Source organism: Microbacterium sp. BG28 (assembly GCF_034044005.1).
GTDB lineage: Bacteria > Actinomycetota > Actinomycetes > Actinomycetales > Microbacteriaceae > Microbacterium.
Genome location: NZ_JAXCHA010000002.1, coordinates 707461 through 722884, shown reverse-complemented (window position 1 = coordinate 722884; position 15424 = coordinate 707461). Strand labels below are relative to the sequence as shown.

General features: G+C 68.2%; 16 protein-coding genes. All 16 read left to right on the top strand.

Annotation, left to right across the window (positions count from 1 at the left end; translation table 11 throughout):
• Nucleotides 1-107: 107 nt before the first annotated feature.
• The 16 genes from rpsD (at nt 108) to SK224_RS09310 (ending at nt 15404) form a co-directional block, all read left to right on the top strand.
• Nucleotides 108-737, top strand: coding sequence for a 30S ribosomal protein S4 (gene rpsD, locus SK224_RS09385; protein WP_243227891.1), 630 nt, complete (start codon nt 108-110; stop codon nt 735-737).
• A 129-nt stretch (nt 738-866) separates the two neighbouring features.
• Complete coding sequence (locus tag SK224_RS09380; protein WP_320434437.1) at nt 867-1079, top strand: hypothetical protein; 213 nt, start codon at nt 867-869, stop codon at nt 1077-1079.
• Between the two features lie 63 nt (nt 1080-1142).
• On the top strand, nt 1143-3809 hold the full coding sequence (alaS, locus tag SK224_RS09375; RefSeq protein WP_320434436.1) for an alanine--tRNA ligase: 2667 nt from the start codon (nt 1143-1145) through the stop codon (nt 3807-3809).
• Complete coding sequence (gene ruvX, locus SK224_RS09370) at nt 3806-4279, top strand: Holliday junction resolvase RuvX (protein WP_320434435.1); 474 nt, start codon at nt 3806-3808, stop codon at nt 4277-4279. Before alaS ends, ruvX begins: the two co-directional genes overlap by 4 nt.
• Entirely contained in the window at nt 4279-5592 is a 1314-nt protein-coding gene (gene mltG / locus SK224_RS09365) for an endolytic transglycosylase MltG (protein WP_320434434.1), read from the top strand. The genes ruvX and mltG overlap by 1 nt, the downstream gene beginning before the upstream one ends.
• Nucleotides 5562-6419, top strand: a complete 858-nt coding sequence (locus SK224_RS09360) for a shikimate dehydrogenase (protein WP_320434433.1) — start codon at nt 5562-5564, stop codon at nt 6417-6419. The genes mltG and SK224_RS09360 overlap by 31 nt, the downstream gene beginning before the upstream one ends.
• A gap of 4 nt (nt 6420-6423) precedes the next feature.
• Nucleotides 6424-7638 carry a chorismate synthase gene (gene aroC / locus SK224_RS09355; RefSeq protein ID WP_320434432.1) on the top strand — a complete coding sequence of 405 codons (1215 nt, stop codon included), beginning with the start codon at nt 6424-6426 and terminating at the stop codon, nt 7636-7638.
• Nucleotides 7635-8171, top strand: a complete 537-nt coding sequence (locus tag SK224_RS09350; protein WP_320434431.1) for a shikimate kinase — start codon at nt 7635-7637, stop codon at nt 8169-8171. The genes aroC and SK224_RS09350 overlap by 4 nt, the downstream gene beginning before the upstream one ends.
• Nucleotides 8168-9250 (top strand): 3-dehydroquinate synthase, encoded by a 1083-nt coding sequence (gene aroB, locus SK224_RS09345; RefSeq protein WP_320434430.1) that lies wholly within the window; start codon nt 8168-8170, stop codon nt 9248-9250. Before SK224_RS09350 ends, aroB begins: the two co-directional genes overlap by 4 nt.
• 38 nt (nt 9251-9288) lie before the next feature.
• Nucleotides 9289-9747, top strand: a complete 459-nt coding sequence (gene aroQ / locus SK224_RS09340; RefSeq protein WP_320434429.1) for a type II 3-dehydroquinate dehydratase — start codon at nt 9289-9291, stop codon at nt 9745-9747.
• A gap of 53 nt (nt 9748-9800) precedes the next feature.
• Entirely contained in the window at nt 9801-10424 is a 624-nt protein-coding gene (locus SK224_RS09335; protein WP_320434428.1) for a helix-turn-helix domain-containing protein, read from the top strand.
• 33 nt (nt 10425-10457) lie between these two features.
• Entirely contained in the window at nt 10458-11312 is an 855-nt protein-coding gene (locus tag SK224_RS09330) for a 3-hydroxyacyl-CoA dehydrogenase (protein WP_320434427.1), read from the top strand.
• A gap of 133 nt (nt 11313-11445) precedes the next feature.
• On the top strand, nt 11446-12006 hold the full coding sequence (efp, locus tag SK224_RS09325) for an elongation factor P (protein WP_137416962.1): 561 nt from the start codon (nt 11446-11448) through the stop codon (nt 12004-12006).
• Between the two features lie 3 nt (nt 12007-12009).
• Nucleotides 12010-12420: a transcription antitermination factor NusB gene (gene nusB / locus SK224_RS09320; RefSeq protein WP_137416963.1), complete on the top strand. Its 411-nt coding sequence runs from the start codon at nt 12010-12012 to the stop codon at nt 12418-12420.
• A 55-nt stretch (nt 12421-12475) separates the two neighbouring features.
• Entirely contained in the window at nt 12476-13765 is a 1290-nt protein-coding gene (locus SK224_RS09315; protein WP_320434426.1) for an alpha/beta hydrolase, read from the top strand.
• 79 nt (nt 13766-13844) lie between these two features.
• Complete coding sequence (locus SK224_RS09310; RefSeq protein ID WP_320434425.1) at nt 13845-15404, top strand: Rieske 2Fe-2S domain-containing protein; 1560 nt, start codon at nt 13845-13847, stop codon at nt 15402-15404.
• The last annotated feature ends 20 nt before the right edge of the window (nt 15405-15424 follow it).

Below are 15424 nucleotides of genomic sequence, written 5' to 3'. Positions count from 1 at the left end.
TCTGCATCACCGTCCGACGCGCCCCGGCGTGCGCGTCATCGGGAGAAGTCGGGTGATACGCCCGTGAGCCGCGAGAGGCGCGGCCACGTCATCGGAAGGACATCTTCGTGACCACGAAGTCCCAGGACCGCCGCAAGGTCCGCCTGTCGCGCGCGCTCGGCGTCGCGCTGACCCCCAAGGCCGCTCGCTACCTCGAGAAGCGTCCCTACGCTCCCGGCGAGCACGGCCGCACCAAGCGCAAGGCTGACAGCGACTACGCCGTCCGTCTGCGGGAGAAGCAGCGTCTGCGCGAGCAGTACGGCATCCGCGAGAAGCAGCTGCGCATCGCGTTCAACGAGGCCCGTCGCACCGACGGCCTGACGGGTGAGAACCTCGTCGAGCTGCTCGAGATGCGTCTCGACGCCCTCGTGCTGCGCTCCGGCTTCGCCCGCACCACGGCGCAGGCACGTCAGTTCGTCGTGCACCGCCACATCATGGTCGATGGCCAGATCGTGGACCGCCCGTCGTTCCGCGTGAAGCCCGGTCAGCTCATCCACGTCAAGGCCCGCTCCGAGGGCACCGAGCCGTTCCAGGTTGCGGCCGCCGGCGGTCACGCCGAGGTCCTGCCGAACGTTCCCGGTTATCTCGAGGTCGAGCTCGACAAGCTCCAGGCCCGCCTGGTGCGTCGCCCGAAGCGCGCCGAGGTCCCCGTGACCTGTGACGTGCAGCTGGTCGTCGAGTACTACGCCGCGCGCTGAGTCGTTCGCGCACGAAGGGCGTCGGGGTCACCCCGGCGCCCTTCGTCGTCTACCCGTCGCGGGCATCCGTTCTCGCCTACGATGGAGGATGCTCGCGACAGACGCGGACACGATGAGGAAGAGGTCACGGTGAGAAGTCTTCTCTGGTTCGCCGTCGGAACGACGGCCGGGTTCGTGCTCGCGCACCTCGTCAACAAGGATCCGCGCGGACACGAGATGCTCGCAGAGATCGATGCCCGCATCACAGAATTCACCGACCGCATCCAAGACGCCTACCACGAGCAGCAGGCCCGGTTCGAGACCGGGCCCGACGCCGCAGGCTCCGCCGCCGACGATCGCTGACCACCCGCGAACTCCGAACGGCCGCTCCGGCGGCCTTCCTGTCCTGCCCGAGGAAGACACCGCATGAAGACCGCCGAGATCGCCCAGCGTTACCTCGACTTTTTCGAGAAGAACGATCACACCATCGTTCCCTCCGCCTCTCTGGTCAGCGATGACCCGACGCTCCTGTTCACCGTCGCCGGCATGGTTCCGTTCGTACCGTTCCTGAACGGAACGGTGCCGCCGCCGTTCCCGCGGGCCGCCGATGTGCAGAAGTGCATCCGGACGAACGACATCGAGGAGGTCGGTCACACCGCCCGTCACGGCACGTTCTTCCAGATGCTCGGGAACTGGTCTTTCGGCGACTACTTCAAAGAAGGTGCCATCACCTACGCCTGGGATCTTCTGACGCGTTCCGAGGCCGACGGCGGTCTCGGTTTCCAGGAGAAGGATCTGTGGGTCACGGTCTACGAGACCGACGACGAGGCCGCCGATCTCTGGCGACGCATCGCTGGACTGCCGGAGCACCGCATCCAGCGACTCGGGCGCGAGGACAACTACTGGTCGACGGGCCAGCCGGGTCCGGCCGGCCCCTGCTCCGAGATCTACTTCGACCGTGGGCCGGCCTACGGGCGCGACGGCGGCCCTGCCGTCGACGATTCGCGGTTCACGGAGATCTGGAACCTCGTGTTCATGCAGTACGCGATCACCAACGTGCGCTCGAAGATCGACTTCGACATCGTCGGTGAACTGCCGAACAAGAACATCGACACCGGCATGGGGCTCGAGCGCGTCGCCTTCATCAAGCAGGGTGTCGACAACATGTACGAGACGGATCAGGTACGCCCCGTCCTCGATCGTGCCGTGGAGCTCTCCGGCCGTCCGTACGGCAAGGAGCACGAGGACGATGTGCGCTACCGCGTCATCGCCGACCATGTCCGGTCGTCCCTCATGCTGCTGTCCGACGGTGTGACGCCGTCCAACGAGGGCCGCGGCTACATCCTGCGCCGCCTCATGCGCCGCTCCATTCGCGCGATGCGACTGCTCGGAGTCGACGGCGCGACCTTCCCGGAGCTCTTCTCGGCGTCTCGCGACGCGATGGCCGCGTCGTACCCCGTCGTGGCCGAGGACTGGGGTCGCATCTCGCAGTATGCCTTCGCGGAGGAGGAGACCTTCCTTCGTACGCTGGCCTCCGGCTCGTCGATCCTCGACCTCTCGATCGCCGAGACCAAGAAGACGGGAGGCGCCTCGATCTCCGGTGACCAGGCGTTCCTCCTGCACGACACGTACGGCTTCCCCATCGATCTGACCCTCGAAGTCGCCGAAGAGGCCGGGCTCAGTGTCGACCGCGACGCGTTCGACACCCTGATGCAGCAGCAGCGCACCCGGGCGAAGGCGGACGCCAAGAGCCGTCGTCGCCAGCTCGCCGATCACAGTGTGTACCGCGACTTCCGCGCTCAGGGCGAGACCGTCTTCACCGGGTACACGGACCTCGCGACCGAGTCGCGCGTGCTGGGCATCCTGCACGATGGCGTCTCTGTCGACCGCGCGCGGCAGGGCCAGGTCGTCGAGGTGATCCTGCCCGCCACCGCTCTGTACGCGGAGTCCGGCGGACAGGTCGCCGACAAGGGGACCATCGTCGGCTCGGGCTTCGAGCTGGACGTGCTGGACGTGCAGAAGCCCGTGCCCGGGCTCATCAGCCACACCGTCGAGGTCCTCACGGGCGAGGTCGGTGTCGGCGACGCGGCGACGACGGTGGTGGATGCGGCCAACCGCCGCGCCGCGCGTCAGGCGCACTCCGCGACCCACCTTGTGCACGCCGCTCTTCGTGACACGCTGGGAAGCTCCGCGACCCAGGCGGGATCGTTGAACCGTGCCGGGTACATGCGCTTCGACTTCAACTGGAGCCAGGCGCTCTCGCCTGCGACGCGGAGCGAGATCGAGGAGATCGCCAACAACGCCGTGCGCGACAACCTCGAGGTGACCACCCGAGTGCTGCCCCTCGACGAGGCCAAGGAACTGGGCGCCATGGCGCTGTTCGGAGAGAAGTACGGCACGACCGTGCGCATGGTCGACATCGGCGGCCCGTGGTCACGCGAGCTGTGTGCCGGTACGCACGTCGCCTCCAGCGCGGAGGTGGGGCTCATCAACCTGGTGGGGGAGTCCTCCGTGGGCGCGACCGCGCGCCGCGTCGAGGCGCTCGTCGGACTGGACGCGTTCCGCGATCTCGCGGCGGAGCGTGCGATCGTGTCCCAGCTGACGTCGGACCTGAAGGTCCCGCGCGAGCAGATCCCCGCGAGGATCGCCGATCTCGCGGCGAGCCTGAAGGCGGCGGAGAAGAAGATCGCCGCCTTCGAGGCGCAGGCTCTCGCGCAGCGTGCCCCCGAGCTCGCGGCGCAGGTGCGCCGGCTCGGACAGGTCGGCGCCGTCGTCGCCTCCATCGGCACCGTCGGATCGGCAGATGATCTGCGCACGGTCGCTTTGGCGGTCCGCGATCGGCTCGGCGAGGACGCGGGCGTCGTCGCTCTCGGCGCGACGACGGGCGGGCGTCCGATCGTCATCGTCGCCACGAATGAGGCGGCACGACGAGCGGGCGTCAAGGCCGGAGTCCTGGCCAAGGGCGCCGCTGGTGTGCTCGGTGGGGGCGGCGGCGGGCGCGACGACGTCGCACAGGGCGGCGGTTCGGATGCGGCTGCGCTTCCCGACGCGCTCGACGGCATCGTCCGATCGCTGGAGACCACGTCGGCGTGAGCGACTTCCGCAGGGGCGTCCGGCTCGGCATCGATGTGGGCAAGGCGCGGGTCGGGGTGGCCCGGTGCGATCCCGATGGGATGCTGGCGACGCCGGTGGAGACGGTCGCGCGCGCGGATGACTCGGCGCAACGCGTCCTCGCCATCGCCCGAGACGAGAATGCGATCGCGCTCTACGTCGGCCTCCCGATCAGCCTGAGCGGCAACGAGACGGCCTCGACGCAGGACGCCCGCGAGTTCGCGCGCGCCCTCGCCGACGCTGGGTCTCTTCCCGTACGACTGGTCGATGAGCGTTTGAGCACGGTGTCGGCGCATGCGGCGCTCCGACGCTCAGGGCGTTCCCAGCGCTCTTCGCGTGGGATAGTGGACCAGGTCGCCGCCGTGATCCTGTTGCAGAACGCCCTCGACGTCGAGAAGCAGACAGGACGGGCGCCCGGCACTCCCGTCGACCCGGACCAGGAGACCGACTGATGTCCGACACACCGTCTTCCCGCCGTGAGGCGCGCGAGGCCGCCGAGCGCGCGAGCGCGGCGCAGCCCGCATCGGCGCCCCAACCGACGCCCGCGGCGTCCGAACCGATCTTCCGCGCGCCGGCGGAGCCCGCGCCGACCACCCCCGCGCGTCCCTCGCTGGACGACCTCTTCACGGGTGATGCGACGACCGAGGTTCTGGGCGCCCCGCCGCCTCCTCCGAACAAGCGCCGGCGTCGCAAGGGCGGGTGGATCGCTCTGGCCATCGTGCTCGTGCTGTTGGGCGGCGTCGCCGCGGGAGGACTCTGGGTGTGGAACACCTACGAGGACAAGATCCGAGCCGTGCTCGGCTGGGAGGAGCCGACCGAATTCGACGCCGCACAAGCGCACGGCGAGGCGACGATCACGATCGTCAGCGGCGACGCCGGTCCCCAGGTCTCCCAGAAGATGTTCGACGCAGGCGTGACGCGCACCGCGACCTCGTTGTACAGCTACATGATCGACAACAACATCGCCTTCACTTTCCAACCCGGAACGTACAAGCTGCAGCAGGAGATGACCTCGGCGGCGGCGCTGGAGGCGCTCGGTGATCCCGCCAACCGGCTCGAGGGGCGCGTCGTGCTCCCCGAAGGACTGACCGTGGATGTGTCGCTGCAGCGGATCGCCGACGGTGCGAGCGTTTCGCTCGACGATCTGACCGCCGCCGTCGCGGACCCCTCGGCCTACGGCGTCTCGGCCTCGAGTCTTGAGGGTTGGCTCTTCCCCGCGACGTACACGATCGAGCCCGGCACCAGTGCGACGTCGATCATCAAGATGATGGTGGACCGCACCGTCCAGTCGCTCGATGCCGCCGGGGTCCCTATCGATCAGCGAGAGCGGATCCTGACGATCGCCTCGATCATCCAGCGCGAGGCGCGATACGAGGCCGACATGCAGAAGGTGTCGCGCGTCATCCTCAACCGGCTCGACCCGTCCAACCAGGAGACCTTCGGTCTGCTGCAGATGGACTCCACGGCACAGTACGGATACGGCGAGCTCCACGCCGGGTCCGTGAGCACGTCGGAACAGGCGCAGCATGACGACAACCCGTGGAACACGTACGTCCATCCGGGATTGCCGGTCGGACCGATCTCGAACCCGGGGGATGTCGCGATCGATGCCGCGATGCACCCCGCCGATGGCCCGTGGCTGTACTTCGTGACGGTGAACCTGGACACCGGGGAGACGGTGTTCACGACGACCTATGCGGAACACCAGAAGTACGTGAAGCAGTTCCAGGAGTGGTGCAGCGAGCACCCGGACTCGGGATGTTGACCGGCACGCGTCTCGCCGTGTGGGGCGATCCGATCGCCCATAGCCGTTCGCCGCTGCTGCACGCAGCCGCCTACAACGTGCTCGGGGTGGCGTGGACGTACGACAGACGACGCGTCGATGAAGCCGGGTTCCCGTCGGCACTCTCGTCGCTCGATGCATCGTGGCGAGGACTGTCGCTCACCATGCCCCTCAAGCCGGCGGGGTTCCAGGCGGCCGTCGAGGTCGACGCGAGGGCGCGCGCGACCGGCGCCGTCAACACGCTGCTCTTCGAGCGGCGTGGTCTCCGCGGGTACAACACGGATGTCGGCGGCATCGTAGCTGCGCTCCGCGAGCTGGGGGTGGGAGAGGTGCCGTCGGCACGCATTCTGGGCGCCGGCGCCACCGCCACATCGGCGTTGGTCGCGCTGTCGGAGATGGGCGTCGGCTCCGTGGAGATCCTGGCTCGCCGTCCGGAGGCGGCGAACGACCTCGTGGCCCGCGGTGCCGCGCTGGGCATGCACAGCACTGCTGGCCCTCTAGACGCCCGGCATCATGCCGTCGACGTCACCGTGGCGACACTGCCAGGCGATGCCGCCCTGGCCCCCGACGTGGTGTCCTCGCTGGCGGATGCGGGTGGCGTCCTCATGGATGTCGTCTACGGCACCTGGCCGACGTCGCTGTCGGCGGCATGGACCGAACGCGGCCTGACCGCGGCGTCGGGGCTGCCGATGCTGCTCCATCAGGCACTCCGACAGGTGCGCGTGTTCGTAGCTGGGGAACAGGACCAACCCCTCGACGACGAAGCCCGCGTGCTGGCCGCAATGCGCCGGGCGCTCGTGGGAGAATAGACGAATGCTCCGCGTGCTCACGGCCGGCGAATCGCACGGCCCCGAACTCGTCGCCATCATGGAGGGCCTGCCTGCCGGTGTGCCCGTCGCCCGTGACGCGATCCAAGCCGACCTCGCCCGACGCAAGCTGGGCTACGGCCGCGGCTCGCGGATGAAGTTCGAGGAGGACGAACTCTCGATCTCCTCCGGCGTGGTGCACGGGTACTCCATCGGCAGTCCGATCGCGCTTCGCGTGGGCAACACGGAGTGGCCGAAGTGGGTCGAGGTCATGAGTCCCGAGCCGGCGCAGCTCACGGAGCGCTCGCGCGGCCGCGGGGCAGCCCTTACGCGTCCTCGGCCCGGTCACGCGGACCTCGTCGGGATGCAGAAGTACGGATTCGACGAGGCGCGTCCCATCCTTGAGCGAGCGAGCGCCCGCGAGACCGCCGCGCGCGTCGCCCTGGGCGCCATCGCGCGCTCGTTCCTCGGCGAGCTCGGCATCCGCCTCGTGAGCCACACGCTCTCGATCGGACCCGTGCGCGTGCCCGAGGGGGCAGCGCTTCCGATGCCGGACGACGTCGACGCACTGGATGCGGATCCGCTGCGCTGCTTCGATGCGACGACGTCCGCGGCGATGGTCGCCGAGGTCGACGCCGCGAAGAAGGACGGCGACACCCTGGGCGGCATCGTCGAGGTGCTCGCCTACGGCGTACCGCCGGGACTCGGGTCGCACGTCCAGTGGGACCGCCGTCTCGACGCCAAGCTGGCGCAGGCGCTCATGAGCATCCAGGCCATCAAGGGTGTGGAGGTCGGCGACGGCTTCGAGACCACCCGTCGACGCGGCTCTGCGGCGCACGACGAGTTGTTCGCGACCGACGGCGGAATCACGCGCGGCACCGACCGCGCCGGCGGCACCGAGGGCGGAATGTCCACGGGGACCGTGCTGCGGGTGCGAGCGGGGATGAAGCCGATCGCGACCGTTCCGCACGCGCTGCGGACTATCGACGTCGCGACGGGTGAGACGGCGTCGGCGCACCACCAGCGTTCGGACGTCTGCGCCGTTCCCGCCGCCGGCGTCGTGGCGGAGGCCATGGTCGCCATCGTCCTCGCCGATGTCGTGCTCGAGAAGTTCGGCGGTGACAACATCGTCGAGACCCGCCGCAACCTTCAGTCCTACCTTGCGGCGATCCCCGACACCTTGCGCACGGCGGACGCCAGCGATCCCGACCTCGATCGATGACGACGCACGCCGACTCGGCGATCGTGCTCGTCGGTCCGATGGGTGCAGGCAAGACCAGCATCGGTAAGCGGGTCGCGAAGGTTCTGGAGGTCGGCTTCGTCGACACGGACGCGACGGTCGTGCGTTCGCACGGCGCGATCTCCGACATCTTCGCCACGCACGGCGAGGCGCACTTCCGCGAACTCGAGCGTGAGGCCGTCGCGCACGCGCTGACGCAGGGCGGCGTGGTGTCGCTCGGCGGAGGCTCGGTTCTCGACCCTGCGACGCGCTCCGATCTCCGGGCCCACCGAGTCGCGCTGCTGACGGTCTCGCCGGCGCTCGTGGCCGGTCGGATCGGGGGAGGGCACCGCCCGTTGCTCGCCGACGAGGGTGAAGATCCCGTCGCTCGCTGGCGCCGCATCCTGGAAGAGCGGATGCCGCTGTACACCGAAGTCGCCGACGCGACGTTCGACACCTCGCACGGACCGCTCTCCGACGTCGTCGACCAGATCGTGGCGTGGGCGCGGACGGCCGCACCGAAGGGACACTCATGACCGAGACGACCGAGATCACCGTCGCCGGGGACAACGGGTACACGATCCACCTCGGGCGCGACATCCTGGATCGTGTCGGGGAGGCGCTCGCCCCGTCCGTGCGCAAGGTGCTCGTCGTCCATCCGCCCACCCTGGGGGCTGCAGCGGCATCGCTGCGGGAGCGGCTCATGGCCGAGGGAGGGCGCGAGGTGCTCCTGGCGGAGATCCCCGACGCCGAGCAGGGCAAGCGCGTCGAGGTGGCCGCGTTCTGCTGGCAGGTCATGGGTCAGGCGGATTTCACGCGGACGGATGCGGTCGTCGGATTCGGCGGCGGCGCGGTGACAGACCTGGCGGGCTTCGTCGCTGCCACCTGGCTGCGTGGCATCCAGGTGGTGCAGGTGCCGACGACCGTCCTCGGCATGGTGGACGCCGCTGTCGGCGGCAAGACAGGGATCAACACCGCGGAAGGCAAGAACCTCGTCGGCGCCTTCTGGGCGCCGCAGGCCGTCGTGTGCGACCTTTCGATGCTGGACGGACTGTCTCAGAACGAGGCGACCGCGGGCTTCGCCGAAGTCGTCAAGGCGGGCTTCATCTGGGCGCCCGAGATCCTCGACCGCATCGAAGCGGAGCCGCAGTCGATCGTGGACCCGTCAGCGGCATCCTTCCGACGCTGCCTCGAGCTCGCGATCGACATGAAGGCGCGCGTCGTGGGCGAAGACTTCCGTGAGGCGGGGCTCCGGGAGATCCTCAACTACGGTCACACGCTCGGCCACGCGATCGAGCATGCGGAGCGCTACCGCTGGCGTCACGGCGCGGCGATCTCCATCGGCATGGTGTACGCCGCCGAACTCTCGCGCCTCGCCGGTCGTCTGCCGGACTCAGCCGCCGGCCGTCACCGCGACATCCTCGAGTCTCTGGGGCTCCCCACGAGCTACCGGGCGGGCGCGTGGCCGCAGCTGCTCGCGACGATGCAGCGCGACAAGAAGTCGCGCGGCGGCATGCTCAGGTTCATCGTGCTCGACGACATCGCCCGTCCGACCGTGTTGCAGGCGCCCGACGAGTCGCTGCTGTTCGCGGCCTACCAGGAGGTCGCCGGCTGAGGACGTCGCGCGACTCGCGCTCCTGGTAGCGTGCGAGCGTGACCACCGCACGTCGTCTCCTGCTCGTCAACGGCCCGAACCTCAATCTGCTCGGGACGCGCGAACCTGACATCTACGGGACGGCGACGCTCGCGGATGTCGAGCGCATCGCGTCGGAGGCCGCGGCTGCGCACGGTTTCGAGCTGCGTGCCGTGCAGAGCAACCACGAGGGCATCCTGCTCGATGCGATCCATGCCGCGCGCGAGGACTGTGCGGGGATCGTGATCAACCCGGGCGGTCTCACCCACACCTCGGTCGTGCTGCGCGATGCCCTGAGCGGTGTCTCGCTCCCCGTCGCTGAGGTCCACATCTCGAATGTGACAGCGCGAGAGGAGTTCCGGCGCCACTCATACGTCCGGGACGTCGCGATCGTGCATGTCGTCGGCGAGGGCGTGCAGGGTTACGCGACGGCGGTGGATCGCCTCATCCGGGTGATCGCCGGACAGTCGGACGGCTGAGGATTCTTCCTTCCTCAGGGAATGAGTCGGCTCATTTTTGAGTTGACTCATTTGTGGCCGATGACACGGGACGCCGGGAGCGGGGAAAGCGACTGAAGCAACAGCGCATCTTCGCTGCTGCGCGCGATCTGTTCGACGAGTTCGGTTACGCGCAGGTGACCACTCAGCAGGTGGCGGATCGCGCGGATGTCGCTGTGGGGACGGTGTTCCGATACGCCGCGACGAAGGCGGAGCTGCTGCTCATGGTGCGTAATGAAGATGTGCGCCACGCCGTACGTCGCGGACTGGATGCAGCCGGAGCGGTGCCGGACGCAGCCGAGGCGGTTCACGCCGCGCTGAGTCCGCTCTTCGAAACCGCGGCGCAGCGCGCCTCGGATGCGGCCGTCTACCAGCGCGAGCTGATGTTCGGCGATGCGGACGAGCCGTACCGAGCGGACGGCTTGGCAGTGGTCGCCGAACTGGAGGACGGTATCGCCCGGATCCTGACCGGCGGCCAGGAGAGCCCGGCCGCCCGCAGTGCGGCCCGCGCGATCTTCGCCTGTGCGCACATCGTGCTCGTTCGACCCCGGGGCGAAGGGCGCTTCGACACCTCCGACCTGCCCAGGCAGATCGCGCAGATCGTCGCCGGCTACCGTGCCGGCGCGGCTGATACCGCGGCCGACCCGACCGCGAAGTGAGCGACGGGGGATCCCCGTCAGAAGGAAGAGATCATGACTGACATCACGACCGTCGCGGTTCTCGGAACAGGTGTTCTGGGATCGCAGATCGCCTTTCAGAGTGCGTACAGCGGATTCCCCGTCGTGGCGTACGACATCAGCGACGAGGCGCTCGTCGGTGCGCGCGAGCGTTTCGAGCGACTCGCCGCCACCTATCGAGCGGAGGTTCCCGGAGCTGCTGAGGGCACGCGCGTCGAGGATGCGCTGGCTCGCGTCACCCTCACCACCAGCCTCGCCGATGCGGCGAAGGTCGACCTCGTGATCGAGGCCGTTCCCGAGGTGCTCGATCTGAAGCGCGAGATCTACACGCAGCTCGCGGGACTCGCGAACGAGAACACGGTCTTCGCGACCAACTCGTCCACACTGCTGCCGTCCGACATCGTCGACTTCACCGGGCGGCCCGACCGCTTCCTCGCGCTCCACTTCGCGAACCGCGTATGGAAGTTCAACACCGGAGAGGTCATGGGCACGGATCGCACCTCGCCCGAGGTGTTCGATGCAGTCATGCGCTTCGCGGAGGCGATCGGCATGGTACCGATCGCCATCCGCAAGGAGAAGGCGGGCTACGTGCTCAACTCGCTCCTCGTTCCGCTGCTCAACGCCGGTATGGGCCTCGCCGCGGGAGGATACGCGTCCGTCGCTGACATCGACAAGACGTGGCGCATCGCCACGGGCGCCCCGATGGGCCCGCTCCAGATGCTCGACGTGATCGGCCTGAACACGCCGTACAACATCCTCACGCACTCGAGCACGGGGGATCAGGCCCTGGCCGCCTGGTTGAAGGAGAACTACATCGACCAGGGCAAGCTGGGTGTCGCGACCGGCGAAGGCTTCTACCGGTACGCATGACCACGCCGCCGCCGGCCCCGCCGCGCCATCGCGTGCCCGGCAGGGCCGGTGGCGATCCCGTAAGATGGGTAGCTGGGCCCTCGCCTGCTGCGACGTGCCCGCAGATCTCACGACGAACGGAACCTCCACCCCCATGGCATCTACCGCAGACATCAAGAACGGCGTCGTCCTCAGCATCGACGGACAGCTGTGGAACGTCGTGGAGTTCCAGCACGTCAAGCCCGGCAAGGGCGGAGCGTTCGTGCGCACGAAGCTGAAGAGCGTCATGACCGGCAAGGTCGTCGACAAGACGTTCAACGCCGGCGCGAAGGTCGACATCCAGAACGTCGACCGCCGTGACTTCACCTACCTCTACAACGACGGTGAGGGCTTCGTCTTCATGGACGTCGCCGACTACGACCAGATCACCGTGGGCGCGGCGACGGTCGGCGACGCGGCCAACTACCTGCTCGAGAACCAGCAGGTGCAGATCGCGTTGCACGACGGCAACCCGCTCTACATCGAGCTGCCCGCCTCGGTCGTCCTCGAGATCACCTACACCGAGCCGGGTCTGCAGGGCGATCGCTCGTCCGCCGGAACGAAGCCCGCGACGGTGGAGACGGGTCACGAGATCCAGGTCCCGCTGTTCGTCGAGACGGGCACGAAGGTCAAGGTCGACACGCGCACGGGCGACTACCTCGGCCGCGTCAGCTGACGGGTGAGCGCTCGTAGCAAGGCGCGCAAACGCGCCCTCGACATCCTGTTCCAGGCGGACGTCCGCGGTGAAGACCCCGCGGCCATTCTCGCCGCAGAAGCCTCACGCGCAGCGGGGGAGCCCGACCGACAAACGTCCTGGTTGTACGCTCGCGACATCGTCGACGGTGTCATCGACCACCGTGACGAGATCGACGAGCAGATCATCACGCACGCCCGCGATTGGAAGATCGAACGGATGCCCGCGGTCGACCGTGCGGTCCTGCGCATCGGTGTCTGGGAAGCCGTCTTCAACGACGAGGTTCCCGTCGCGGTCGCCATCGATGAGGCCGTGGAGCTCGCGAAGGAGTACTCGACCGACGAGGCCGGGGCCTTCGTTCACGGCGTGCTCGCGCGTATTGCCCGCTCGGCCTGACGCGCAGGCCTCGCGCGAACGCTGAGGACCGCCCCGAGCGCGGAAGGGACTGGGCATGACGGCACTGCTGGAGCTCAGGATCGTCAGCCCCGTCCTGATCGGAGTGTTCTGCGCAGCGAGCCTTGTGGCGCTCGGCTACCTCCTCTGGCGACCCGGGCGCAGACGGTGGTTGCTTCATGCGGCTGTCGCGTTCGGTCTCGGAGCTCTGCTCGCGCTCCTGGTCTCGGTCGTCGCCGACGAGACGGGCATGTTCGGCATCACACTGCCGTGGCAGGTGAAGACGTGGGCGTCCGCGGGTCTCGGGGCGACCGCCATCGCGGTCGCCAACCTGTGGGACTCTCGTTGGCGGCGGCGCGTGATCGCTCTGATCGCCGCGGTGCTGTTCCTCCTCACGGCGACCCTCGGAATCAATGCCCATTTCGGGCTCAACGCCACTCTGGCGAATTTCCTGCATATCCAGATCGACAAGCCGATCGTCATCCCCACGGCGTCGCCGGGGGCGTGGGAACCGGACGTGCCCCTCTCCCAGACCTGGCAGCCCCCCTCGGATATGCCGGCGTCAGGGAAGCAGGGGACCGTATCGATCCCGGCGACGAAATCGGGGTTCGCGGCGCGGCAGGCGGGGCTCTACATTCCTCCCGCCGGTCTCACCGCCAATCCTCCGCTTCTGCCGTTGGTCATCCTGATGATGGGGCAGCCGGGGGATCCCGACCCCCAGTACATCGCGGCGACGCTCGACGCGGCCGCCGCGAAGAACAAGGGGCTCGCGCCCTACGTGCTCGTGGTGGATCAGCTCGGCGATCCCACGCGCGACCCCGCGTGTGCGGACTCGCCGATGTACGGGAACGTCGAGACCTATGTGACGCAGGACGTCGTCGACTTCGCCCGGACGCTGCCCGTGATCCCGCGGGCGAAGGACTGGATCATCGCGGGTTACTCCAACGGCGGGGGGTGCGCCTTCACGTACGCGGCCAAGCATCCGGACATCTGGGGCAACCTCCTTTCCATCAGCGGCGAGGTCGTGCCGGGCTCCGAGCACCCTGATGAGACGATCGCGGACGTCTACGGGGGCTCTGAGGCGGCCTACAAGGCGGCACAACCGATGAGCATCCTCGCCTCCGGCGCCGTGGCGTACCCGAACGAATGGGCGCTGTTCACCGCGGGTGAGAACGACCCCGGGTACGTCGCTCAGGCGCAGACCGGAGCAGCCGCGGCTGCGGCGGCCGGATGGGATGCCCAGAGCTACATCGTCCCCGGTGCCGGCCACGTGGTCGACGCCCTGGAAGGCGGGTTGGCGGAGGGCTTTGCTCGGCTGTACCCGCGGTTGGGGCTCGCGCCCTCGTGATCGACGAGCGGTGAGTCGGCGGTGCGCACGGGACACACAGGGGGCGCTGCCTAGACTCGAACGAGGAAAGGACTCTTCTATGCGCATCACGGGTCTCGGCCACGCGGGCATGTTCATCGAGACGGCGGGCGGCAGCATCCTCTGCGATCCCGTCATCGGCCCCTCGTTCTTCGGATCGTGGTTCCCGTTCCCCGACAACCGCGGGCTCGACTGGGAGCGTTTCGGTCAAGCGGACTTCCTTTACATCTCGCACCGTCACCGCGATCACTTCGACCCCCGGCTCCTGCAGCGGTATGTGCGCTCGGACATCCCCGTGCTCCTGCCCGATTACCCGACGGATGATCTCGAGCAGGATCTGCGCGCTCTCGGCTACGAGAACATCGTCTACACGCAATCCGGCGTTCCGCTGCAGTACGGCGAGCTGTCCGTCATGGTCACGCCACTGCGGGCGCCCAGCGACGGCCCCATCGGCGACTCGTCCCTGAGCGTCGATGACGGAACCGCCTCGGTCCTGAACCAGAACGACTCGCACCCGCTCGATCTCGAGAAGCTCCTGGCGTTCTCCAAGCCGGATGCGTACTTCACCCAGGTCTCGGGGGCGATCTGGTGGCCGATGGTCTATGACCTGCCACAGGACGCGAAGCAGAACTTCGCGCAGCTCAAGCGCGATGCGCAGAACAAGCGCGCGATGTACTACATCGAGAAGGTCGACGCCGAGCACGTGTTCCCGATGGCCGGACCGCCGATGTTCCTGCGCGAGGAACTGTTCCGTTACAACGGCCTCGGTCTCGAGAACGACTCGATCTTCACCGACCAGAGCGAGTTCCTGGCGCACATGGCCGAGCGTCGCCCCGAGCAGAAGGGCTACCTGTTCGTGCCCGGTACCCAGGTCGACCTGAATCACGGGGCGATCGAGGTCACGCAGACGCTGTACAGCGAGGCCGAGATCGGGCGCATGTTCGCCGACAAGTGGGCCTACCTCGCCCAGCAGCGTGACAGCCGCCAGCAGGAGATCCGCGAGGAGGAGGCGAGCCGCGCCGAGGTGCTGCCGCCGTCCGAGATGCTGGCCGCCATCAAAGAGTGGTGGGAGCCTTTGCTGCGTCGTGCCCGTACGATCCGCAACGGCGTGGGCGGCAATGTCCGGTTCCGCATCGGCGACCTGGACATGGTGGTGGACTTCCCGAAGGCGAAGGTCCGCGAATACGCGGGGGAGGAGTGCATCTACTGGTACACGATCCCGGCCGACCTCGTGTCCACCAACATCGCCGACCATGAGATCGACTGGTCGAACTCCATCTTCCTGTCGATGCAGTTCGAGGTCGGACGCAGCGGCAAGTTCAACGAGTTCCTCACCACGTTCCTGAAGTGCCTCTCACGCGACCGCATCGAGTACGTCGAGAACTGGTACGCCGAGCAGTCCGATCAGACCGAGGACACCGAGCTCGGCGACTGGGTCGTGCAGCGTCGGTGCCCGCATCTGCGCGCCGACCTGACGAAGACCGGCAAGATCGAGGACGGAGTACTCACGTGCAGTCTGCATGACTGGAAGTGGGACCTCGCGAGCGGGCGCTGCCTGACGACACAGGGGCACCCCATCCGCGCGTCGCGCACCGCGGCCGAGGTCGCCTCCGGCGTCTGAATCGGCAGGCGCGTTCCGCG